The following is a 21,367-nucleotide window of genomic DNA, read 5'->3' as shown; positions in this document are numbered from 1 at the left end:
CGCCGGTCAATTCAGCTTATGGTGCCATCGACCGGGGCTGACGGGAAACGCTGCGTGCGGCGACGGCCAGTCGCAGTTCACGTCGCTGCCCGGAATCGAGCACATCCGGCCAGAACAGCAGGCGCCGGCGGCGCCGATCCTCACGCCAGAGCAACAGCAGCCAGGGGCCGCGCACCACCAGCTGCGGTGTGTCGATGTCCTGCCCCGCCACCTGCAGCGGCGCGGGGGCGGGCGGCAGCAGCACCCCCTGGCGCGGCCTGCGAAGCCGCCACAGCCCTTCGGCAAGGCCAACCGCCCAGGCCAGCAGCACGGCGGGAATCATCAGCCGCGGCGGCAGGTCCGAAGCGTGCAGCAGCCAGGGCGCAGCCAACAGCACCACCAGTTGGGCGACGGCCTGCAGGCGCGACGGGCGCCACTCAAGGCTTGAGGGCGAGGATCTTCTGCATGAGGGGGATCGCGTGCGCATGCGGGCAGGCCTCGTAGCCCATGAACCAGCGCCACAACTTATCGTCCTCGCAGTCGAGCAGGAACAGGAAAACCTCGCGCTCTTCGGTCGGCGCAGTGCTCCATTCGTGGTCGAGGTAGCGCCCGAACAGCTGATCCAGCTCACGCATGCCGCGGCGGCACCGCCAGCGCAGCTTCTTCAGCAGAACGTCTTCTTCCATTGTGCTTCTCCAGATACAGCAAAGCCACGCATGGCGTGGCTCTACTGATGTGGTGCGGCCACGCGTGGCGTGGCTCTACCGGGTACAGCCAGAGCCGATCAGGCGCGGCGTTCCATCATCAGCTTCTTGATCTCGGCGATCGCCAGCGCCGGATTCAGGCCCTTCGGGCAGGTCCGGGCGCAGTTCATGATGGTGTGGCAGCGGTACAGCTTGAACGGATCTTCCAGATCGTCCAGGCGCGCACCGGTGTCCTCATCGCGCGAGTCGATGATCCAGCGGTAGGCCTGCAGCAGGATCGCCGGGCCCAGGTAACGTTCGCCGTTCCACCAGTAGCTCGGGCAGCTGGTCGAGCAGCAGGCGCACAGGATGCACTCGTACAGGCCGTCCAGCTTCTTGCGGTCTTCCGGCGACTGCAGGCGCTCGCGGTCCGGCGGTGCCGGGGTCTGGGTGCGGATCCACGGCTTGATCGACGCGTACTGCGCGTAGAAGTGGGTCAGGTCCGGAACCAGATCCTTGACCACGTTCATGTGCGGCAGCGGATAGATCGGCACTTCCTTCTTGCCGCAGTCCGAGATGGCCCGGGTGCAGGCCAGGGTGTTGGTGCCGTCGATGTTCATCGCGCACGAACCACAGATACCTTCGCGGCAGGAGCGGCGGAAGGTGAGGGTCGGGTCGATCTCGTTCTTGATCTTGATCAGGGCGTCCAGGACCATCGGGCCGCAGGCGTCCAGATCGACTTCATAGGTATCGGTGCGCGGGTTGCTGTCGTCGTCCGGACTCCAGCGGTAGATCTTGAAGGTGCGCACGTTCTTCCCGCCGTTCTTGACGGGGAAGTGCTTGCCCTTCGTGATCTTGGAATTCTTGGGGAGTGAAAACTCGGCCATGGCTGCTCTCGTTGGCTCAGGCGGCCCGCGCCCTTGGGCGCGGATTGCATGGTAGGCGGGGTCGGATCAGTACACGCGCGGCTTCGGCGGCACCACGGACACGTCGTCGGTCAACGTGTACATGTGCACCGGACGGTAGTCGAAGCTGCACTTGCCCTTCTCGTCGACGCTGACCAGGGTGTGCTTCTGCCAGTTGACGTCGTCGCGGTCCGGATAGTCCTCGTGCGCATGCGCGCCGCGGCTTTCCTTGCGCTGTTCGGCCGAGTTGATCGTCGCCACCGCGTTGAGCAGCAGGTTGTTCAGCTCGTAGGTCTCGATCAGGTCCGAGTTCCAGACCAGCGAACGGTCGGAGACCTTCACGTCCTGGAACGAGTCGAAGATCTTGTCCATCTTCTCGCAGCCTTCCTTCAGCGTCTGGCTGGTACGGAAGACGGCGGCGTCGGCCTGCATGGTGCGCTGCATGCGATCGCGGATGACCGAGGTCGGGGTATCGCCGTTGGCGTGGCGCAGCTTGTCCAGCAAGCCCAGCGCCTTGTCGCAGGCATCGGCCGGCAGCGGCTTGTGCGATGCGCCCGGCTTGATGGTCTCGGCGCAGCGGTTGGCCACCGCACGACCGAACACCACCAGGTCCAGCAGCGAGTTCGAGCCCAGGCGGTTGGCGCCGTGCACGGACACACAGGCCGCTTCGCCGATGGCGTACAGGCCCGGCACCACGGCATTGTCGTTGTCGCCGACCTTCTGCACCACTTCGCCGTGGTAGTTGGTCGGGATGCCGCCCATGTTGTAGTGCACGGTCGGGATGACCGGGATCGGCTGCTTGTGCACGTCGACGCCGGCGAAGATGCGGGCGCTCTCGGCGATGCCCGGCAGCTTCTCGTCGATCACGCCCGGGCCGAGGTGGGTCAGGTCGAGCAGGATGTGATCCTTGTGCTCGCCGACGCCGCGGCCTTCGCGGATCTCGATGGTCATCGAACGGCTGACCACGTCGCGCGAGGCCAGGTCCTTGTAATGCGGTGCGTAGCGCTCCATGAAGCGCTCGCCGCTGCTGTTGCGCAGGATGCCACCTTCACCGCGGACACCCTCGGTGATCAGGCAACCGGCGCCGTAGATGCCGGTCGGGTGGAACTGCACGAACTCCATGTCCTGCATGGCGATGCCGGCGCGCATGGCCAGGCCGCCACCGTCGCCGGTGCAGGTGTGCGCCGAGGTGGCGCTGAAGTAGGCACGGCCGTAGCCGCCGGTGGCCAGCACCACACCCTGGGCGCGGAACAGGTGCAGCGTGCCGTCGGACATGTCCAGGGCCAGCACGCCGCGGCAGGCGCCTTCGTCGTCGAAGATCAGGTCGAGCGCGAAGTACTCGATCATGAAGCGCGCGTCGTGCTTCAGCGACTGCTGGTACAGGGTGTGCAGCATCGCGTGGCCGGTACGGTCGGCCGCCGCGCAGGTACGCTGCGCCGCCGGGCCTTCGCCGTACTTGGTGGTCATGCCACCGAACGGGCGCTGGTAGATCTTGCCTTCGGCGGTGCGCGAGAACGGCACGCCGTAGTGTTCGAGTTCGATGATGGCGGGGATGGCCTCACGGCACATGTACTCGATCGCGTCCTGGTCACCCAGCCAGTCCGACCCCTTGATGGTGTCGAAGAAGTGGTAGCGCCAGTCGTCCTCGCCCATGTTGCCGAGTGCGGCCGAGATACCGCCCTGGGCGGCAACGGTGTGCGAACGAGTCGGGAAGACCTTGGTCAGGCACACGGTCTGCAGGCCCTTGGCGGCCAGGCCGAACGTGGCGCGCAGGCCGGCGCCGCCGGCGCCGACCACGACCATGTCGTACTTGTGTTCGGTGATCTTGTAAGCGGACATCTAATCTGGATTCCTGTGTTGGTGCCTGGGCTCAGGCAACGCCGAGGGCGATGCGGCCCACCGCAAACACACTGACGATCATGCCGAGCACGGCGACGAACTTCACCGCGGTCTGCAGCACCAGGGCCAGCAGCGATTCGTGGATGTAGTCTTCCAGCACGACCTGCATACCGAGCTGCGCGTGCCAGAACATGGCGATCAGCAGGCCGATCAGAGGCACTGCGTTCCACGGCTTGGCCACGGCGGCGGCGGCGGTCGCGTAGTCCGAGCCCAGCAGGCCCAGCACGAAGACCAGGAACCAGATGCCCAGCACCACCAGCGCGGCGGCGGTCAGGCGCTGGTGCACGAAGTGCTCGGTGCCGGTCTTGGCCGAGCCAAGGCCGCGCACGTTCTTCAGCGGGGTACGGAACTTGCTCACGCGGCACCTCCGAACATCACATAGGCCCACACCAGCAGGGTGATCACCAGGCTGCCGGTGACCGACAGCCAGCTGCTGCGGATGAAGGCGGGGATGCTGAAGCCGATGGCGAAGTCCTGCACCACGTGGCGGATGCCATTGCACAGGTGATAGGCGAACGACCATGTCCACGCGAACAGGAACACGCGGCCATACCAGGCCCCGGCATGGCCGGTGAAGCAGTTCCAGGACTCGGGCCCCATCATCAGGGCCAGCAGGCCGGCAGCGATGATGAGGGCACCAACAGACAGAAAGACGCCAGTGGCTCGATGCAGGATCGAGGTGGCCATCTGAATCTGCCAGCGATACACCTGAAGGTGCGGGGAAAGTGGGCGTTGTCTGGTCGCCATTCGCTGGGCTCGTTGTCTCGGCTGGGCGGCACACGGCCGCGTTGGCTCAATGCTGATCAGAAATCGATGCAGCGTCCGTTTTTCTCCCAATCGCCATACCGCACCGGATCAAGTCCGCCGCGGCCGCCGAATTCCTCTGCTTTTTCCTGTTCCACGGGCACGGGTGCCGCGGGGACCAGCGGGGCTTCAGATTCGTCGTCGGGAGTGGGGGTTGTTTGGCCTATCATGTTCGGTCTCGCAACGCACAAATTTTAGACCTCGTTCACGTGCCTGACAACCTGCCCCCTGCTTTCGTCGGATATCCGCGCCTGCCCGGCCACCAGCTGCTGAGCCTGCAGGGTGTGGATGCGGCCGTTTTCGCCCACGCCCAGTTCAGCAGCGACGTCACTGCCCTGCCCCTGCTGCACTGGCAGTGGAGCGCCTGGCTGAGCGCCAAAGGCCGCACCCTGGCGGTGTTCCAGCTGCTTCGGCTGGCCGACGACCACGTGATGCTGGTGCTGGCCGACGGTGATGCCGATGCGATTGCGTCGCAACTGCAGCGCTTCGTGTTCCGCCGCAAGGTGAAGGTGCAGGTACGCAGCGACCTGGCCGTGGCCGGAGCGTTCACTGCGCCGGAGGCTGCCAGCAGCGCCGCGATCGCGCAGGCCGCAGGTGATGGGTGGGAACTGGACCTGGGCAGCGATGCCCTGCCGCGCACCCTGCGCATTGGCGCCGCCGATGCCTTTGCCGCCGGCAGCGAAACCGATGAGGCCGCTTTCGCCCTGGCCTGGCGCCAGGCCGACCTGCGCTACGGGCTGCCACGGCTTGATGAAAGCCAGCGCGAAGTGTGGACCCCGCAGCAGCTGGGCCTGGACCGCCTGAACGGCTACAGCGTGAAGAAGGGCTGCTACCCGGGCCAGGAAATCGTTGCCCGTACCCACTTCCTCGGCAAGGCAAAGCGCGCGGTGCAGCTGCTGCATACCGCCGCACCGGCGCAGGCCGGCGAGGGCGTGCAGCAGGACGGCGCCGCGCCGGGCACGATTGCCAGCGTGGCTGGTGAGCTGGCGCTGGCGGTGCTGCCACTGGAGGCCGGCGACGCCGAGCTGCAGGTGGGCGGCGCAGCGGCGCAGCGTATGCCGCTGCTGGATGGGTTGGCGCGCTGAGGTTCACGCCGGGCACGGCCCGGCGCTACCACTTCATCCGCGCATGGCGTGGATCTACTGAACCCACCTTCTGCAGAGCCGAGCCCATGCTCGGCTTCTCCATGAAATACAGTCGAGCGTGGGCCCGGCTCTACAGCATCAGAGGCGTTCGCCGGTTTCGGCGTTGAAGAAGTGCAGGCCCTGCGGGTGGATCGCCACGCGGATGTCCTCGCCCACGGCCGGCAGCGACTGCGGCGCCACGCGCATGGTCAGTGCGTGCTGGCCACTGCTGAGGTTGACGAAGATTTCATTGCCTACCGGTTCGATGCCTTCGATGCGTGCGGTGAACGCATGCGCACCCTCGGCGCCGGCCGGCTGCAGGTGTTCCGGACGCACGCCCACCGCGATCGGCTTCTGCAGCCACGCCGGATTGATCGTGGCCTGGCCCAGCGGTGCACGCCAGTCGCCGTCGACCACGGTCACGCCGCTGGCGTCGCCCTGCAGCGTGCCACGCAGCACGTTCATCGCCGGGCTGCCGAGGAAACCGGCCACGAACAGGTTGGCCGGGCGGTCATACAGCGCCATCGGCGTATCGATCTGCTGGATGATGCCGTCCTTCAGCACCACGATGCGCTGGCCCAGGGTCATCGCTTCGACCTGGTCGTGCGTCACGTAGATCATGGTGGTGCCCAGCTTGCGGTGCAGCTGCGCGATCTCGGTGCGCACGCTGTGGCGCAGCTTGGCATCGAGATTGGACAGCGGCTCGTCGAGCAGGAACACCGCCGGCTCGCGCACCAGCGCACGGCCCAGTGCCACGCGCTGGCGCTGGCCACCGGACATCGCCTTGGGCAGCTTGTCCATCATCTCGGTCAGGCCCAGCGTCTGCGCCGCTTCGGCGATGCGCTTGTCGATGGTCGCCTTGTCATGGCCGCGCAGCTTCAGGCCGAAGGCCAGGTTCTCGGCTACGGTCATGTGCGGGTACAGCGCGTAGCTCTGGAAGACCATGGCGATGTCGCGGTCCTTCGGCGCCACGTCATTGACCACGCGGTCGCCGATGCTCAGCGTGCCGCCGCTGATCTCTTCCAGTCCGGCCACCATCCGCAGCAAGGTCGACTTGCCACAGCCGGACGGACCGACCAGCACCATCAGCTCGCCATCGGCAACCTCGAAGGTGGCGTCCTTCACCGCGACCTGGCCGTTGTCATAGACCTTGCGCACACCCTGCAACTGCACTTTTGCCATATCACCTATCCGGTCCGCCCGAAGCCGGGCTGTCTTTTGGGACTGCCTCGGCCCTCCCGATGGCAGTGATGATTGCGCGCTTGCCGCATGACGGCGAGCACTGCAATCGAATACAGTTGCCCATTCTGCCATGTAAACGTTTTCACGTGGCACTATCCGATGATCGGTGCGCACCGATCTGCGTCGGCGGTGGAACGAAGCTTCCGCCGAGGCAGTGGTTTCGAATGGAACGGTCTTCCGCAGCCCGGTAGAACGGCCCTGACGAACCCCGGACAGGCAGTTGCGCGGATGTCCCACGAACCCAGCCATGAAGCGATTGACAACGATGTCACCCGGATCTGAAACTCGAGCGATGCACGACACCCTCTTCCTGTTCGGTGCCACAGGTGATCTGGCCCAGCGCTACCTGTTCCCTTCGCTGCTTCGCCTGCTTGGCGACGGCCTGCTGCCGGAGGACTTCCGCATCCGCGCACTGGCCCTGTCCGGGCATGACACCGAAGCCTTCCATGACATCCTGCGCCCGCGCCTGCAGCAGGCCATGCCGATGGCCTCGCAGGACGACATCAACGGCCTGCTGCGCCGCATCGACTACCGTTCGGTCGACCTGCGCGACGTCGATTCGGTCGCCGCCGCGGTCTCCGACCTGGTGGACCGCAAATGCGTCAGCTACCTGGCCATTCCGCCAGGCCTGTACATCTCCACCTGCGAGGGCCTGGCCAAGGGCGGCGCCCTCGCCGCGCCGGCGCGCCTGATGCTGGAGAAGCCGATCGGCAGCGACAGCGAGAGCGCCGAGGAGATCATCAGCACCATTGGCCAGTGGATCGACGAGGACCGCGTGTTCCGCCTCGACCACTATCTGGGCAAGGCGGCGGTGCAGAACCTGATCGCACTGCGCTTCGGCAACACGCTGCTGGAAGCGGTGTGGAACCGCAACTACATTGAATCGGTGCACATCCTGGTCGCTGAAAGCGAAGGCGTGGATGGCCGCGACGCCTACTACGCCCGTTCCGGCGCGCTGCGCGACATGGTGCAGAGCCATATCCTGCAGCTGCTGTGCATGGTGGCGATGGAGCCGCCGGCCTCGCTGGAAGCCGATCGCATCCGCGACGAGAAGGTCAAGGTACTGCGTGCGCTGCGCCCGCTCGATGCCAGGCACGCCGCGCGTGACAGCATCCGTGGCCGCTACACCGCCGGGACCATCAACGGCCAGCCGGCGCAGGCCTACCAGCCACCGGAAGGCAGCGACGTGGAAACCTTCGCCGGCGTCACCGCGCATATCGACAACTGGCGCTGGAGCGGCGTGCCGTTCCATCTGGTCACCGGCAAGCGTTTGCCCGAACGCACCACCCGCGTGGTGGTCACGCTGAAGCCGGTCACCCACTGGCTGTTCGAGCGCCCGCAGCGCGCGCAGGCCGCACCGAACCGCCTGGTGTTCCAGCTGCAGCCGCAGGAGAACATCGAACTGGGCCTGATGAGCAGCCTGGCCGGCCCGGAATGGGGCGCGCTGGAACTGCATCCGCTGGAACTGGAGCTGTCGGTGCCGACCGGCCTGCACCGTCGCATCGCCTACGAACGCCTGTTCCTGGACGCCTTCAACGGCAACCACACGCTGTTCGTGCGCGACGACGAAGTGCGTGCCGCATGGGCCTGGATCGACAGCGTGGCCGATGCCTGGAAGGCGGCCAAGCTGCCGCTCGAACCCTACCCCGCGGGCCAATGGGGCCCGAGCAACGCAACGGAGTTCCTGCCGCAGGGCGTGGATGCACCCGACAGCGGAGCGTCGGCATGAGTGCCGTCTCGCAGCCGGTGCTGGTCGCCGACATCGGTGGCACCAACGCCCGCTTTGCCTTGGCCGACACCTCGCTGGACGCGCCATTGCTGAAGGAGAGCATCCGCGAGTACGCAGTGGCGGAGTTCCCGTCGCTGGGGGATGCCGCGCGCCACCACCTGGAACAGATCGGTGCTGCGGCCAGCCGTGGCGTGTTCGCCGTCGCCGGCCGTGTCGACGGTGACGAGGCCCGCATCACCAACCATCCTTGGGTGATCTCGCGCAGCCGTACCGCAGCGATGCTGGGTTTCAACGAACTGCACCTGATCAACGACTTCGCCGCGCAGGCGATGGCGATCTCGCTGCTGCAACCCGATGACGTAGTCCAGGTTGGCGGTGCCGCCTGGGTGCCGGGCAAGCCGGGTCAGCCGCGCAACTACGCGGTGATCGGGCCGGGCACCGGCCTGGGTGTCGGTGGCCTGATCCTGCGCCACGGCCGCTGCTATCCGCTGGAAACCGAAGGCGGCCATGTAAGCTTCCCGCCGGGAACACCGGAAGAGATCCGCATCCTGGAGATCCTGTCGGAGCAGTTCGGGCGCGTCTCCAACGAGCGGCTGATCTGCGGCCCTGGCCTGGTCAACATCCATCGCGCGGTGTGCGAGATGGCCGGCATCGACCCGGGCCAGCTGCAACCGGTGGACGTGACCGCCCGCGCCCTGCATGGCGATCCGCAGGCAATGCGCACCGTCGATGTGTTCTGCGCCGTGTTCGGCGCCATTGCCGGCGACTTGGTATTGACCCAGGGCGCCTGGGACGGCGTGTTCCTGACCGGCGGACTGACCCCGAAGATGCTCGATTCACTGCAGCACTCCGGGTTCCGCCAGCGCTTCGAGCACAAGGGGCGGTTCTCTTCGATCATGGCGCGGGTGCCGTCGCTGGCCGTGATGCATCCCCATGCCGGACTGCTGGGCGCCGCTGCCTATGCCGCCGACGCCGAACGTGACGCACCAGGAGTTGCCGCATGAGCCCCACCTTCCACGACGACCGCATCGACTTCATCCAACATGGCGATGCCGATGGCTGGATCGAGGCGGTGGCCGCCGAGATGGCGCAGACCCTCAACCACGACATCAATGAAGTGGGCCGTGCGCGTATCCTGCTGTCCGGCGGCACCACGCCGGCCCCGGTGTACCAGGCCCTGGCCGAACTGGACGTGCACTGGGACCGCGTGGAGGTGAGCCTGGCCGACGAGCGCTGGCTGTCGCCGCAGGATCGCGACAGCAACGCCTGGCTGGTCCGTGAAAACCTGCTCAAGCGCGCCGAAGGCGCCCATTTCGATCCGCTGGTGCGGATCGGCAAGCCGCTGCCCGAATGCGTCTACACCGCCAACCTGCAGGCCCAGCACAGCCAGCCGCCGAGCCTGGTGGCGCTGGGCATGGGCAACGACGGCCACACCGCCTCGCTGTTCCCGGGCGCGAAGGACCTGGCCCGTGCACTGGAAAGTGCCCTGCCCTACGCAGCGCTGGATGCCACCGGCTGCCCGGGCGCGAACCAGTGGCCGCTGCGCATCACGCTGACCCCGCATGGCCTGCGCCAATGCCGCCAGCGCCTGCTGCTGCTGCGCGGCAAGCAGAAGCTGCAGGTGCTTCGCCATGCGCTGGACAGCAATGACGCCCAGCAGTACCCGATCCTCAATGCGATCAACCTGGACGGCGCGCGCCTGCGCGTCCACTGGGCTGATTGATGTCGGCGGCGGCGCACGCCGCCGCTTGCCTCTCGCCACCACGAACGCCGGTAGCCAATGAGCCTCCATCCGCAACTGCAAGCCATCACTGAGCGCGTCATCCGCCGCAGCGCCGCCTCGCGCGCTGCCTACCTGGCTGCGATCGACGCCTCCCTGCGCGAGGGCCCGTTCCGCAGCCGCCTGAGCTGCGGCAACCTCGCCCACGGATTCGCCGCCTGCGGCGGCACCGACAAGAGCCGCCTGCGCGGTGGCGTGACGCCGAACCTGGGCATCATCACCGCGTACAACGACATGCTGTCGGCGCACCAGCCGTTCGAGACCTATCCCGAGCAGATCCGCGAAATCGCCCGCGAGCTGGGCGCCACCGCACAGGTGGCCGGCGGCGTGCCGGCGATGTGCGACGGCGTCACCCAGGGCCGAGGCGGCATGGAACTGTCGCTGTTCTCGCGCGATGTGATCGCACAGGCGACCGCCATCGGGCTCAGCCACGACATGTTCGACACCACCGTCTACCTCGGCGTGTGCGACAAGATCGTGCCGGGCCTGCTGATCGGTGCACTGGCCTTCGGCCACCTGCCGGCGGTGTTCGTGCCGGCCGGCCCGATGACCCCGGGCATTCCGAACAAGCAGAAGGCCGAAGTGCGCGAGCGCTACGCCGCCGGCGAAGCCACCCGCGAAGAGCTTCTGGAAGCCGAGTCTGCGTCGTACCACGGCGCGGGCACCTGCACCTTCTACGGCACCGCCAATTCCAACCAGGTGCTGCTGGAAGCGATGGGCGTGCAGCTGCCGGGGGCGTCGTTCGTCAACCCGGGCACGCCGCTGCGTGACGCACTGACCCGCGAAGCCACCGAACGTGCACTGGACATCACCGCGCTGGGCGATGACTTCCGTCCGCTGGGCCGGATCATCGACGAGCGCGCGATCATCAACGCGGTCATCGCGCTGATGGCCACCGGTGGGTCGACCAATCACACCATCCATTGGATCGCCGTGGCCCGCGCCGCAGGCATCGTGCTGACCTGGGACGACTTCGACGAGCTGTCGCAGCTGATCCCGCTGCTGGCCCGCGTCTATCCGAACGGCGACGCCGACGTGAACCGCTTCGCTGCGGCCGGCGGCCCGGCCTTCGTGTTCGGCGAGCTGATCAAGGCGGGCCTGATGCACGGCGACCTGGTCAGCGTCGCGCGTGGCGGCATGGCCGACTATGCGCGCGAGCCGCAGCTGCGCGACGGCCGGCTGGTCTATCTGCCGGGCCTGGAACGCAGCGCCGATGACGAAGTGGTGCGTGGCGTCGACAATCCGTTCGAGCACCAGGGTGGCCTGCGCCTGCTGCGCGGCAATCTGGGCAAGTCGCTGATCAAGCTGTCGGCGGTGAAACCGCAGTACCGCACGATCGAGGCCCCGGCGGTGGTGGTGGATGCACCGCAGGTGTTGAACAAGCTGCACGCCGGTGGCCTCCTGCCGCAGGATTTCGTGGCGGTGGTGCGCTACCAGGGCCCGCGTGCCAACGGCATGCCGGAACTGCATTCGCTGGCACCGTTGCTGGGCCTGCTGCAGAACCAGGGCCGGCGCGTGGCGCTGGTCACCGACGGCCGCCTGTCCGGTGCCTCGGGCAAGATTCCGGCGGCGATCCATGTGACGCCGGAAGCGGCGCGCGGTGGCCCGCTGGCCAAGGTCCGCGAGGGCGACATGATCCGCCTCGATGGCGAGGCTGGCACGCTGGAAGTGCTGGTGGATGCGGCGGAATGGGCCGCACGCTCGCTGGCACCGAACACCGCGCCGGCCGCGCATGACCTGGGCCGCAATCTGTTTGCGACCAACCGTCGCGTGGTGGGTCCGGCGGACCAGGGGGCGATTTCGATTTCGTGCGGGCCGGCGGCGGCCGATGGTGGGCCGTGGGAGTACGACGCGGAGTACGAGCTGGGGCATGATGCCGCGGCGGCGGCGGCGCCGCATGAGGCGAAGGACGCCTGAAGCGAAAAGCCGCGGCAGGCTTCCCGGCCTGGGCAGTAGAGCGCCCTGGCCGGGACACGCCGTAAACCCATCCATGGGGGCTCGATCGCGGCATCCATGCCGCTCACGGTCCCGGCCAGGGCGCTCTACTGCCCTTGGACAATTCCCGGCGCGTCATCTGCGCTGCGGCCACTGAATCAAGAAGAGCAAAGGCAAGGGCAAAAGCATGGGTATCGAACAACATCAGGTGAAGGCGGCGGAGCTGTTGCATGCGGCCGGCATCCTGCCGGTGGTGACGGTTCATACGCTGGACCAGGCGCGGGCGGTCAGTGCGGCGCTGCTGGAAGGCGGCTTGCCGGCCATCGAGCTGACGCTGCGTACGCCGGTGGCGATGGACGCGCTGGCAATGCTCAAGCGCGAGCTGCCGGATGTGGTGGTGGGTGCGGGCACGGTGCTGACCGTGGAGCAGATGCAGCAGTCCATCGATGCAGGTGCGGATTTCCTGGTGACGCCGGGTACGCCGCCGGCCCTGGCTGATGCGCTGGCCGCTGCGCCGCTGCCGGTGGTGCCGGGTGCGGCCACGCCAACCGAGCTGCTGTCGCTCTACGCGCGCGGCTTCCGTGTGTGCAAGCTGTTCCCGGCCACGGCCGTGGGCGGGCTGGCAATGATCAAGGGCCTTGCTGGCCCGGTGGCTGACCTGAAGCTGTGCCCGACCGGTGGCATCACCGAGAACACCGCCGCCGAATACCTCGAACAGAAGAACGTGGTCTGCATTGGTGGTTCGTGGATGGTGCCGGGCAACTGGATCGCCGACGGCGAATGGGACAAGGTGCGCGCCAGCGCCGCCGACGCCGCGAAGATCATCCAGCGCGTTCGCGGCCACTGAGCCCAACGCAGCTGTAGAGCCGAGCCCACGCTCGGCTCCACGCCAGCGGAATGGAAAGCAGCCGAGCATGGGCTCGGCTCTAGAGGACCAGCATCCAGAGCGGGCAAAGCGCGCGACCCGCTCCCGCTCTTCCTTCTTCATTCCGCGGTGGACGCGCACGGAACCTGTCCGTGGCCCTGCGGAGGGATGGCGCGACCGAGCCTCCAGAATCCAACCGCACCACCACCGCGAGGGGCTCAGCCGTTGGCCGAAACCCGTTACAGCGGCCGTGCCGGATCCACCAGCCCGTACTGGCTGGCCATCCGCGCCAACGCGATGTTGTCGTGGATCCCCATCTTCTCGAACAACCGCGCCTTGTGCGTATTGACCGTCTTCGCACTCAGGCTCAGGCGCCGCGCGATGTCTTCCTGGCGCAGGCCCTGGGTCAGCAGCAGCGCCACCTCAAGCTCGCGCGGCGACAGGTTGTCGAACGGCGAACCGTTGCCTTCCACCGTCGACAGCGCCAGGTTCTGCGCGATGCTGGTGCCCAGGTACCGACGGCCACCTGCCACATCACGCACCGCACGCAGCAGTTCCTGCGCATCGCAGCCCTTGCCGATGTAGCCGGCCGCGCCGGCTTCGAGCAGGCGCTTGGGCAGTGGGCCGTCTTCCAGCACCGACACGATCACCACGCGGGTGTTGCGGTGGCTGCGGACGATGCGCTCGGTCACTTCCATGCCGCTCACGCCCGGCAGATGCAGGTCGCACAGCACCACGTCCGGCAGCAGCTGGCGGACCTCGCGCAGCGCGTCCTCGCCGGTTTCGGCTTCGCCCACCACCTCGATGTCGGTTTCCCCCGACAGAATCATCTTCATACCGGTGCGGACCAGCGCGTGGTCATCCACCAGGTAGACTCGAATCGTCATCCACGTACCTCTTCGAATGCGGCCATTGCAGGTCAAGCTAGGCAGGGTGCCGATACCCTGCAAGCGCGTCCGGAATGCGGCGCTGGCGATCTGCCTTGCGCATCACATAACCGCGCGTTGTGCTTGCCCCCTGTCTTGCAGAACCTGCTGCAACGAAACAACTGATCTATCACGTAGACGTCCCTCAAGGGCCGTCCACGTCAAACCCCCTGTGTTGGTGCTTCGCTGGCCTTCGCTGGCGGCGGGCCGTGACGTCGCCAAGGATGCCGGCGACTGAACATGACCAGATAGCACCCTACCACCCAAACCAGCGCGGCACACCATCCGGCCAGGATGTCGGAGGGGTAATGCACCCCCAGATAGACCCGCGACACGCTGACCAGCAGGCTGAACGCGGGTGCCAGCATCAGGACCGGCCAGCGCCAGCGGGTGTTCCAGGCCAGCAGCACCAGGGTCACCGCCAGGGTCATCGAACCCATTGCATGCCCGCTGGGAAAGCTGAACGTCGATTCCGGCGCGATCGATTCCCACAGGCTGGGGCGCTGGCGCTGGAAGAACTGCTTGCTGCCCATGTTCAGCAGCGCCGACCCCACAAAACTGACCGCCACGAAGGTCGCCTCGCGCCAACGCCGGTAGCCCAGCAGCGCGCCGATGATCAGCACGTCGGCCGGGATCAGGAACCACTCGTAGCCCAGTTTCGAGATGAGCACGAAGAAGCGGTCCAGCCAGGGCGAATGCAGGCCATGCATCTGCCACAGCAGGGGGGCATCGAAATGGAACGATTCAAACTCGTGCACTTCGTCCGCCAGGGCGACGAAGCCCGCCAGCGGCAGCAGTACGCCACCGAACAACAGGACCAGGCGCCAGGCGTTGCGCGCCATCCAGTGGCGGAAACCGGAGGCGGACTCCGGTGCAGCGAGGATCGCAGGCTTATCCGGCGCTTCGAACATATTTGTGTTCGACGTAATGGTCGATCAGGGCGACGAACTCCTGGGCGATGTTGTCGCCACGCAGGGTCACCTTCTTCTCGCCATCGACAAACACGGGGGCCGCCGGCGTTTCACCGGTGCCCGGCAGCGAGATGCCGATGTTGGCATGCCGCGACTCACCCGGTCCGTTGACGATGCAGCCCATCACCGCCAGGGTCATGTTCTCTGCACCCGGGTGGTGGATCTTCCACAGCGGCATTTTCTCGCGCACGTGGTTCTGCACCACCTTGGCCAGCTCCTGGAAGAACTCGGAGGTGGTGCGGCCGCAGCCCGGGCAGGCCGTGACCAGCGGCGTGAAGGCACGCTGGCCGGTGGTCTGCAGCAGTTCCTGGGCGACGATCACTTCCTGCGTGCGCGACTGGCCCGGTTCCGGGGTCAGCGAGATGCGGATGGTGTCACCGATGCCTTCCTGCAACAGCACGCTCAGCGCCGCCGACGATGCCACGATGCCCTTGCTGCCGATACCGGCCTCGGTCAGGCCCAGGTGCAGGGCGAAGTCAGAGCGCTGGGCCAGGTCGCGGTACACCGCGATCAGCTCCTGCACGCCACTGACCTTGGCCGACAGCACGATGCGATCGCGCGGCAGGCCCAGCTCCACTGCCTGCTCGGCCGAATCCAGCGCCGAACGGATCAATGCTTCGCGCAGCACGCGGCCTGCATCCCAGGGCTGTTCGCGCAGGTTGTTCTCGTCCATCAGCTTCGCCGCCAGGGCCTGGTCCAGCGAGCCCCAGTTGGCGCCGATGCGCACCGGCTTGTTGTAGCGGATCGCGAACTCGATCAGCTGCGCGAACTGCAGGTCCTTCTTCTTGCCGAAGCCGACGTTGCCCGGGTTGATGCGGTACTTGGCCAGTGCTTCGGCACACGCCGGTTCGGCGGTCAGCAGCTGGTGGCCGTTGTAGTGGAAGTCACCGATCAGCGGCACGTCGATGCCCATCATCGCCAGCTTGTCGACGATGCGCGGGATCGCCGCAGCGGCTTCAACGGTGTTGACGGTCAACCGCACCATTTCCGAACCGGCACGCCACAGCTCGGCCACTTGCTTCACGCTGGAGGCCACGTCAGAGGTGTCAGTGTTGGTCATCGACTGCACCACCACCGGTTTGCCACCGCCAACGGTGACCCCGCCGATCTGGACGGCATGGGTCTGGCGGCGCGGCCAGGCAGTGGCATCGGAGGGGGGGGTCGGGCGGGTGACGGCGTCGTGCATGAGCGCATTCTACCGCCCGGCCCCGCATTCGGGGTGACTCGCATTCAGCCGGCGGCACGGCTGCGGCCTATTGTCGCAGGCACGCCTGCGCGTGAACGCATACGATGAGCGTGCATGACCGGTCCCGACGCCCCGTTTCTCCGTACCCTGTGCAGCCTGCGCTGGCTTGCCGTAGGCGGCCAGGCCGCCACCATCCTGGTTGCCACCTGGGTGCTGGGCCTGCCGTTGCCGCAGCTGCCGCTATGGGCCGGCGTGGCGGTGCTGACCCTGTTCAATGTCTATACCCAGCTGCGCCCGGAAGCAGCTGACACCGCACCGCTGACCGCGTTCGGCCACATCCTGGTGGACGTGATCATCCTGACCTGGATGGTCGGCTGGAGCGGCGGCATGGCCAACCCCTTCAGTTCGCTGTTCCTGATCCTGATCGCACTGGCCGCGTTCGCCCTGCCCCTGCGCTGGGCGCTGGCGGTCGCGCTGGCCTGCCTGCTCGGCTACGCCGCCAGCGGTATCTTCGGCCAGCCCCTGCCGGACGGCTACTTCCGCGCGCAGGATCTCAACCGCTGGGGCGTGGTTGCCAATTTCCTGATTTCCGCTGCGGTGGTGCTGGCATTCTCCACCCGCCTGGCACTGGCCCTGCGGAAGCGCGAACTGGAACTGTCGGCGCTGCGCGAGCGCTTCGCCCGCAACGAAGGCATCGTCGCCCTGGCGACCCATGCCGCGTCGGTGGCGCACGAACTGAATACACCGCTGGCCACCATGACCCTGCTCGCCGACGACGTGGCCGAGCGCAGTGAAGAGCCGGAAGTGCGCGAGGACATGGAAACCCTGCGCGAGCTGCTGGTGCAGTGCCGCGAGCGTGTGCTGGCGCTGGCCGCACCGGCCTCGGCGGACGGCCCGGGCCGGGCGGTATCCACGGCCCAGCAGGTGCTGGAACAGTGGCGACTGGTGCGTCCGACCATCGATCTGCACCGCAACGAGGATGCACCGCTGCGGCTGCCGCTGGATCCCGGCGTGGGCCATCTGCTGATGGTCCTGCTCAACAATGCCGCCGATGCCGGCGAACAGGCGGGCCGGCCGCGCGTGGACCTGGACCTGCGCATCGAAGGCAACGATCTGATCGGCGAGGTGCGCGACTACGGCCACGGCTTCAACGCGCGCGCCGCGGTGCTGCCGGGCAAGCTGTTCGGCAGCAGCAAGAGTGAAGGCATGGGGGTCGGCCTGGCCCTGTCCCATGCCACCATCGAACGCCTCGACGGCGAGATGTGGATGCGCCCGGCCCAGGGGGCCGGCAGCCGCGTCGGCTTCCGCCTGCCGCTGGCCCTACGCGAGGAAACCCCATGAGCGCCTCAACCCTCGGCCTGCTGGTCGACGACGACGAACTGTACCTGCGCACGCTGCAGCGCAGCCTGGCCCGCAAGGGGCTGGAAACGCAGACCGCGCAGGATGCCGCCAGCGCACTGGCGTTGGCCCGCCAGCATCCGCCCGCCTTCGCGTTGATCGACCTGAAGCTGGGCAGCGACTCCGGCCTGGCGCTGATCCAGCCGTTGCGCGCCCTGCGCGCGGACATGCGGATCCTGCTGGTCACCGGCTACGCCAGCATCGCCACGGCGGTCGAAGCGATCAAGCTCGGGGCCGATGACTATCTGCCGAAGCCGGCCACGGTGCCGATGATCCTGCGCGCCCTCGGTGAGGAAGATGACGGCCCGGCCGACGATGGCGAAATGGAAGTGCCGGACGCGATGACGCCGATCAGCCGCCTGCAGTGGGAGCACATCCAGCAGGCGATGCATGAGACCGGCGGCAACGTATCGGCGGCCGCGCGCCTGCTCGGCATGCACCGCCGCTCGCTGCAGCGCAAGCTGGCCAAGCGGCCCAGCCCGGAACGCGATCCGAGCCGGTGATCGCTGCCGGTCCCTGCCGGCTCAGGCCTCCGCCAGTGCCGGCCGGTCCTGCGTCGCGCTGGGACGCGACCCCATCGCATTGGCCCGCGCCGCCATGGTCTCCTGCAGCAGCGGCGAGGGCAGCACGCAGGCTGGGTGCATGCGCAGGAAGCCGTAGACCGCGCCTGCCAGCCCGATCATCAGCCCCGGCGTAAACGCCGCACGGGTCAGGCCACCGACCATGCCCTGGTGCTCTTCGATCGACGAGATGATTTCGATGGCCGCCTCATCTTCGGGATACGGGCAGCCGAGCGGATCCAGCGCGGCCGCCAGCACCAGCAGTTCCCGGCTGGAAACATCGCCATGGCACAGGGTGTGGCTGAACCCCCATTTGCCACGCGTATCGGCAACCGCGCGGCGCATGTCGCGCAACTGCGCCGGATCGCCGGTACGGGCGTACAGATCCGCAGCGGCCAGACCGATGCCGACACTGCCATGACACCAGGTCGGGAAGTTCTTCTGGCCGTCCTGGAGATGGATGTCGCGCCAGTGCCCGGTATGCGGTTCGAACAGCGCTGCCTGGAACGCAAACGCACCTTCGGCAAGCTGCCGCCAGTCAGCACGCTCCGCCGCGCTGCCGGCCTCCGAGCGCGCCAGCCGCGCCAATGCCCACCCCATGCCCATCGCGCCATGGCCAAAGCCACCGATCGGCTCCCGGAACTGCGGCGTCGGCCATCGGGCGCCCTCGGCATCGACGATCGCCGCGTCCTGCATGCGGCGCCCCGCTGCAGCCGCCAATGCCAGCCACCGCGTATTGCCGGTGGCCTCGGCGAGCGCCAGCAACGGCAGGATCATGCCCGACACGCCATCAATCAGTTCGAATTTCACCGGCCCCTGGAAGCCGCGGTGTTCCGCCGCGTCCGCGCAGTGCTCGGCCAACGCCAGCAAGGCTGGCCGCTGCAGCAGATCGTGCAGTGCCAGCAGTGTCCAGATCTGGGAACCCGTACCGACGAACCCGCCATCAATCTCGGCGGGATGCCGTTCGCACATGGTCTGGAACACCGCGATGGCGCCCTCGATGGCCGGATCCAGCCCCGCCACGGCGTCGGCGCGCCCCTGCTCCACTTCGCGACGGTAGGCAGCCAGCGCGAAAGCGATGCCTCCCAGCCCGAAGTACAGGTCAGGCTGCACGGGCTGAACCGTCCACCCGGTACGCGTCACCTCGGGCGTGATCCAGGTCATCGAACCGTCTTCACCATGCACGGCAAGCCGCAGAAGATTCTCCACCGCACGTGCCGCCAGCGTACGTCGGCGCTGATCAAGATCGTCCGCGCGCGGTTGCCGCGCCGCGTAGCTGTAGCCCGACCGGGCCTCGGCGCGGGCCAGCGCATGCTGGTTCAGATCGGTGGCCACCAGCGTACTGCGGATGGTCACGTCTTCCAGATCGATGCGCATCGCGCGCCAGTTGTCGGCGATGGCGCGGATACGGGCCGCATCCAGCTGCGAGGTGAAAATCGGAATATCGCCGTGGCGCAGGTCATCCACTTCGCCGCGGACGGTGTCCAGGTCCGATGGCGCAGCCGGCGACACCGCCGCATTGCGCACCAGCAGATCAATCGCGCGTTCCACCGCCTGGGCTTCCTTGTGCAGTGACGCCGGATGCCAGAGCATCCGGCCGAGCTCGGCGTAGGCCATGGTCGGCCGCCGCACATCCCGCACCTGGCAGCCTTCGAAACCGGCCAGCAACGGCATCAGTTCGCCCCTGGCATCCAGCGCACGCAGGCGCCCGCTGGCATCGACGAAACCCTCGCTGATGTGGTCCCAGTACAACGAAACATCCGGCTGCGGGCTCGGATGGTTCTGTGCGATGGCGACCTCTGCCTCGACCAGGCCCAGCCGCGCCGGCGCCGTCCCGTCTTCGATGATCACCGGCACCTGCACGCGCGGTTGCTCGCCCGGCAGTGCGCCGGCGGCGGACAGGTCCACGCCTTCCATGCCGAGGCCGGTGGTGCGGAACGGCACGATACCGGTGCGCAGCACCGAATTGCGCATCAGCTTGACGGCCGTGTCGTAGGCATCGCCCAGACCGGAGGGTTCGACGTCGATGACCTGCGAGAACACGCTTTCGGCGTCGACCACCACCGGCACCGGCCCGACCGCGATCAGGTTCTCCAGGTGGATGTCGGTCCCGCCCACCAGGCGCAGGATGGCCAGCCAGTGGCCGAGACCGCGGTAATAGGCCCGCAGCTCCTCGTCACCGGAACAATAGCGGTGCGCGGCAAATGCGGCCCAGCCGTGGCTGCCACGATCCACCACGCGCGGCACGCGTACCCGGCCAGGGCCCTCGCCGAAGACGGCGGCAAGCAGGCCATCAAGCGTGGCATCGATGCGCAGCGAGCGCGGCTTGTACATCAGCGCACCGCCGTCGAACTGCAACCGCGCCACGGTCCGTCCGCCACCGTGCAGGTCACCGCGCCCCAGCGACACGGCACGCAGCGATCCTGCCGGACTGCCGAGCAGGTCCGTCAGCAGCGCACGATCACGGCCGATGCGCGCGGCCAGCTCCACCACGGCCGCGCATTGTCCTTCGAGCATGCGCGACAGCCGCGGCAGCAGCACCGGGTAGCGTCGCTGCAGATGCTCATGGAAGCCCTCGCCGGTGGCGAGGGCCACGAATTCGTCCAGCGCACCGGCGCCCTCAAGCGGGCCGATGTCACCACCGCGCGCGGCCGCATGCAGTTCCAGCAACAGCACGCGGTTGAGCTTGAGCTGGGCATGTTCACGAAGCGCCGCATCGCCCTGCTCATGCAGGAGCGCGCGCTCGTCCGGCCGCAGATCGATGGCGGGGTCATGCAGGCCAGCCGCCAACGCGGCGCGCGCCTCGGCGAGGAAATGTTCGGTGATGCGCGCAAACGCGGCCGCAGCCGGAGAAGCGGTCATTACGCCCCCTGCAAAGTGTCCAGAGTCTGTTCCAGTCGCCGGCACGCAGCGCAAGCCGCTGCGTGCCGGCTCGGGCTACATCAACAGCACAGGCAGTGATTGACCACCGACATCGTGGTGGTGCATTCGGTACCGCCACCCGTGATCAGGGTGTCGGAGGCCGACGTGAGCGCGGACTCGGTGGCCCCAGCGCCATAGATGAACAGCGAACCCGCAGGGTTGGCGCATCCATCCACATCGTCCGCGCCGTTGAGCCAGCCGGACACAACATCGTCATTCAGATCCATTCGCAATCTCCTGTCATTCACAACATGAGGCGTTGAGAACGTGGATCGATTCCACGTTCCTTCGGATACGGCCAGTCCCTGGCATCAACATCATGCTGCGAGCGATACTGGATGACAGGTACAGCCGCCCGTGCACACTGCATTGGCACGCAATGCACAGTCAAGCTGCGCTGCGGCAGGCACGCGGAAGCGCTGCATGCGCAGCGCGGAAACGGGACGGAATGCGTGGCCG

21 protein-coding genes are annotated in these 21,367 nt (G+C 67.4%); 8 read left to right on the top strand and 13 right to left on the bottom strand.

Annotated elements, in window-relative coordinates:
• Positions 1 to 16: 16 nt before the first annotated feature.
• From QP512_RS08055 to QP512_RS08025, 7 genes are all read right to left on the bottom strand, one after another.
• Complete coding sequence (locus QP512_RS08055; protein WP_343229512.1) at positions 17 to 466, bottom strand: hypothetical protein; 450 nt, start codon at positions 464 to 466, stop codon at positions 17 to 19.
• Positions 417 to 665 (bottom strand): succinate dehydrogenase assembly factor 2, encoded by a 249-nt coding sequence (locus tag QP512_RS08050; protein WP_005409080.1) that lies wholly within the window; start codon positions 663 to 665, stop codon positions 417 to 419. The genes QP512_RS08055 and QP512_RS08050 overlap by 50 nt, the downstream gene beginning before the upstream one ends.
• A 98-nt stretch (positions 666 to 763) precedes the next feature.
• Positions 764 to 1,549, bottom strand: a complete 786-nt coding sequence (locus QP512_RS08045; RefSeq protein WP_005409079.1) for a succinate dehydrogenase iron-sulfur subunit — start codon at positions 1,547 to 1,549, stop codon at positions 764 to 766.
• 66 nt (positions 1,550 to 1,615) lie between these two features.
• Entirely contained in the window at positions 1,616 to 3,406 is a 1,791-nt protein-coding gene (gene sdhA, locus QP512_RS08040; RefSeq protein ID WP_286071642.1) for a succinate dehydrogenase flavoprotein subunit, read from the bottom strand.
• Positions 3,407 to 3,437: 31 nt separating this feature from the next.
• Positions 3,438 to 3,824: a succinate dehydrogenase, hydrophobic membrane anchor protein gene (gene sdhD / locus QP512_RS08035; RefSeq protein ID WP_005409077.1), complete on the bottom strand. Its 387-nt coding sequence runs from the start codon at positions 3,822 to 3,824 to the stop codon at positions 3,438 to 3,440.
• Positions 3,821 to 4,213 (bottom strand): succinate dehydrogenase, cytochrome b556 subunit, encoded by a 393-nt coding sequence (gene sdhC, locus QP512_RS08030; RefSeq protein ID WP_005409076.1) that lies wholly within the window; start codon positions 4,211 to 4,213, stop codon positions 3,821 to 3,823. Before sdhC ends, sdhD begins: the two co-directional genes overlap by 4 nt.
• Positions 4,214 to 4,269: 56 nt before the next feature.
• Positions 4,270 to 4,440, bottom strand: coding sequence for a DUF1674 domain-containing protein (locus tag QP512_RS08025; RefSeq protein WP_005409075.1), 171 nt, complete (start codon positions 4,438 to 4,440; stop codon positions 4,270 to 4,272).
• Positions 4,441 to 4,479: 39 nt separating this feature from the next.
• On the opposite strand from QP512_RS08025, the gene QP512_RS08020 reads away from it, so the two are divergent.
• A complete protein-coding gene (locus QP512_RS08020) occupies positions 4,480 to 5,355 on the top strand; it encodes a folate-binding protein (protein ID WP_286071641.1) in 876 nt (291 codons plus the stop codon).
• A 138-nt stretch (positions 5,356 to 5,493) separates the two neighbouring features.
• On the opposite strand, the gene ugpC is transcribed toward QP512_RS08020, so the two are convergent.
• Positions 5,494 to 6,576 carry a sn-glycerol-3-phosphate ABC transporter ATP-binding protein UgpC gene (ugpC, locus tag QP512_RS08015; protein WP_286071640.1) on the bottom strand — a complete coding sequence of 361 codons (1,083 nt, stop codon included), beginning with the start codon at positions 6,574 to 6,576 and terminating at the stop codon, positions 5,494 to 5,496.
• Positions 6,577 to 6,928: 352 nt separating this feature from the next.
• Here ugpC and zwf point away from each other — a divergent pair, with 352 nt between their 5' ends.
• The 5 genes from zwf to eda all read left to right on the top strand — a co-directional run bounded on the left by zwf (position 6,929) and on the right by eda (position 12,927).
• Positions 6,929 to 8,365 carry a glucose-6-phosphate dehydrogenase gene (gene zwf / locus QP512_RS08010; RefSeq protein ID WP_345783110.1) on the top strand — a complete coding sequence of 479 codons (1,437 nt, stop codon included), beginning with the start codon at positions 6,929 to 6,931 and terminating at the stop codon, positions 8,363 to 8,365.
• On the top strand, positions 8,362 to 9,369 hold the full coding sequence (gene glk, locus QP512_RS08005; protein WP_286071638.1) for a glucokinase: 1,008 nt from the start codon (positions 8,362 to 8,364) through the stop codon (positions 9,367 to 9,369). The genes zwf and glk overlap by 4 nt, the downstream gene beginning before the upstream one ends.
• Positions 9,366 to 10,088 carry a 6-phosphogluconolactonase gene (gene pgl / locus QP512_RS08000; protein WP_286071637.1) on the top strand — a complete coding sequence of 241 codons (723 nt, stop codon included), beginning with the start codon at positions 9,366 to 9,368 and terminating at the stop codon, positions 10,086 to 10,088. Before glk ends, pgl begins: the two co-directional genes overlap by 4 nt.
• Before the next feature lie 57 nt (positions 10,089 to 10,145).
• Positions 10,146 to 12,062, top strand: coding sequence for a phosphogluconate dehydratase (gene edd / locus QP512_RS07995; protein WP_286071636.1), 1,917 nt, complete (start codon positions 10,146 to 10,148; stop codon positions 12,060 to 12,062).
• 205 nt (positions 12,063 to 12,267) lie between these two features.
• Positions 12,268 to 12,927, top strand: a complete 660-nt coding sequence (gene eda / locus QP512_RS07990) for a bifunctional 4-hydroxy-2-oxoglutarate aldolase/2-dehydro-3-deoxy-phosphogluconate aldolase (RefSeq protein ID WP_286071635.1) — start codon at positions 12,268 to 12,270, stop codon at positions 12,925 to 12,927.
• A 257-nt stretch (positions 12,928 to 13,184) separates the two neighbouring features.
• On the opposite strand, the gene QP512_RS07985 is transcribed toward eda, so the two are convergent.
• The 3 genes from QP512_RS07985 to ispG form a co-directional block, all read right to left on the bottom strand.
• Positions 13,185 to 13,832 (bottom strand): response regulator, encoded by a 648-nt coding sequence (locus QP512_RS07985; RefSeq protein WP_054171469.1) that lies wholly within the window; start codon positions 13,830 to 13,832, stop codon positions 13,185 to 13,187.
• A 200-nt stretch (positions 13,833 to 14,032) separates the two neighbouring features.
• The gene (locus QP512_RS07980; protein WP_286071634.1) at positions 14,033 to 14,782 is read right to left on the bottom strand and encodes a phosphatase PAP2 family protein; all 750 of its coding nucleotides are present in this window, start codon (positions 14,780 to 14,782) and stop codon (positions 14,033 to 14,035) included.
• Complete coding sequence (ispG, locus tag QP512_RS07975; RefSeq protein ID WP_286071633.1) at positions 14,763 to 16,028, bottom strand: flavodoxin-dependent (E)-4-hydroxy-3-methylbut-2-enyl-diphosphate synthase; 1,266 nt, start codon at positions 16,026 to 16,028, stop codon at positions 14,763 to 14,765. The genes QP512_RS07980 and ispG overlap by 20 nt, the downstream gene beginning before the upstream one ends.
• 114 nt (positions 16,029 to 16,142) lie before the next feature.
• Here ispG and QP512_RS07970 point away from each other — a divergent pair, with 114 nt between their 5' ends.
• Together QP512_RS07970 and QP512_RS07965 are read left to right on the top strand one after the other, a co-directional pair.
• The gene (locus QP512_RS07970) at positions 16,143 to 17,369 is read left to right on the top strand and encodes an ATP-binding protein (protein ID WP_286071632.1); all 1,227 of its coding nucleotides are present in this window, start codon (positions 16,143 to 16,145) and stop codon (positions 17,367 to 17,369) included.
• Entirely contained in the window at positions 17,366 to 17,929 is a 564-nt protein-coding gene (locus QP512_RS07965; protein ID WP_005409063.1) for a response regulator transcription factor, read from the top strand. The genes QP512_RS07970 and QP512_RS07965 overlap by 4 nt, the downstream gene beginning before the upstream one ends.
• A 21-nt stretch (positions 17,930 to 17,950) precedes the next feature.
• On the opposite strand, the gene QP512_RS07960 is transcribed toward QP512_RS07965, so the two are convergent.
• On the bottom strand, positions 17,951 to 20,848 hold the full coding sequence (locus tag QP512_RS07960) for a type 2 lanthipeptide synthetase LanM family protein (protein WP_286071631.1): 2,898 nt from the start codon (positions 20,846 to 20,848) through the stop codon (positions 17,951 to 17,953).
• A gap of 80 nt (positions 20,849 to 20,928) precedes the next feature.
• Positions 20,929 to 21,135, bottom strand: coding sequence for a DUF6229 family protein (locus QP512_RS07955; RefSeq protein WP_049483047.1), 207 nt, complete (start codon positions 21,133 to 21,135; stop codon positions 20,929 to 20,931).
• Between the last annotated feature and the right edge of the window lie 232 nt (positions 21,136 to 21,367).

Source organism: Stenotrophomonas sp. 57 (genome assembly GCF_030291075.1).
In the GTDB taxonomy this organism is placed as follows: Bacteria; Pseudomonadota; Gammaproteobacteria; order Xanthomonadales; family Xanthomonadaceae; genus Stenotrophomonas.
This window is presented reverse-complemented; position numbering and strand designations above follow the sequence as displayed.

Excerpts from the sequence above, each read along its gene's own strand:
- QP512_RS08055 (WP_343229512.1), bottom strand. The coding sequence starts at position 466 with ATGCGCACGCGATCCCCCTCATGCAGAAGATCCTCGCCCTCAAGCCTT.
- QP512_RS08050 (WP_005409080.1), bottom strand. The coding sequence starts at position 665 with ATGGAAGAAGACGTTCTGCTGAAGAAGCTGCGCTGGCGGTGCCGCCGC.
- QP512_RS08045 (WP_005409079.1), bottom strand. The coding sequence starts at position 1,549 with ATGGCCGAGTTTTCACTCCCCAAGAATTCCAAGATCACGAAGGGCAAG.
- sdhA (WP_286071642.1), bottom strand. The coding sequence starts at position 3,406 with ATGTCCGCTTACAAGATCACCGAACACAAGTACGACATGGTCGTGGTC.
- sdhC (WP_005409076.1), bottom strand. The coding sequence starts at position 4,213 with ATGGCGACCAGACAACGCCCACTTTCCCCGCACCTTCAGGTGTATCGC.
- QP512_RS08025 (WP_005409075.1), bottom strand. The coding sequence starts at position 4,440 with ATGATAGGCCAAACAACCCCCACTCCCGACGACGAATCTGAAGCCCCG.
- ugpC (WP_286071640.1), bottom strand. The coding sequence starts at position 6,576 with ATGGCAAAAGTGCAGTTGCAGGGTGTGCGCAAGGTCTATGACAACGGC.
- zwf (WP_345783110.1), top strand. The coding sequence starts at position 6,929 with ATGCACGACACCCTCTTCCTGTTCGGTGCCACAGGTGATCTGGCCCAG.
- glk (WP_286071638.1), top strand. The coding sequence starts at position 8,362 with ATGAGTGCCGTCTCGCAGCCGGTGCTGGTCGCCGACATCGGTGGCACC.
- pgl (WP_286071637.1), top strand. The coding sequence starts at position 9,366 with ATGAGCCCCACCTTCCACGACGACCGCATCGACTTCATCCAACATGGC.
- edd (WP_286071636.1), top strand. The coding sequence starts at position 10,146 with ATGAGCCTCCATCCGCAACTGCAAGCCATCACTGAGCGCGTCATCCGC.
- eda (WP_286071635.1), top strand. The coding sequence starts at position 12,268 with ATGGGTATCGAACAACATCAGGTGAAGGCGGCGGAGCTGTTGCATGCG.
- QP512_RS07985 (WP_054171469.1), bottom strand. The coding sequence starts at position 13,832 with ATGACGATTCGAGTCTACCTGGTGGATGACCACGCGCTGGTCCGCACC.
- QP512_RS07980 (WP_286071634.1), bottom strand. The coding sequence starts at position 14,782 with ATGTTCGAAGCGCCGGATAAGCCTGCGATCCTCGCTGCACCGGAGTCC.
- ispG (WP_286071633.1), bottom strand. The coding sequence starts at position 16,028 with ATGCACGACGCCGTCACCCGCCCGACCCCCCCCTCCGATGCCACTGCC.
- QP512_RS07970 (WP_286071632.1), top strand. The coding sequence starts at position 16,143 with ATGACCGGTCCCGACGCCCCGTTTCTCCGTACCCTGTGCAGCCTGCGC.
- QP512_RS07965 (WP_005409063.1), top strand. The coding sequence starts at position 17,366 with ATGAGCGCCTCAACCCTCGGCCTGCTGGTCGACGACGACGAACTGTAC.
- QP512_RS07960 (WP_286071631.1), bottom strand. The coding sequence starts at position 20,848 with ATGACCGCTTCTCCGGCTGCGGCCGCGTTTGCGCGCATCACCGAACAT.
- QP512_RS07955 (WP_049483047.1), bottom strand. The coding sequence starts at position 21,135 with ATGGATCTGAATGACGATGTTGTGTCCGGCTGGCTCAACGGCGCGGAC.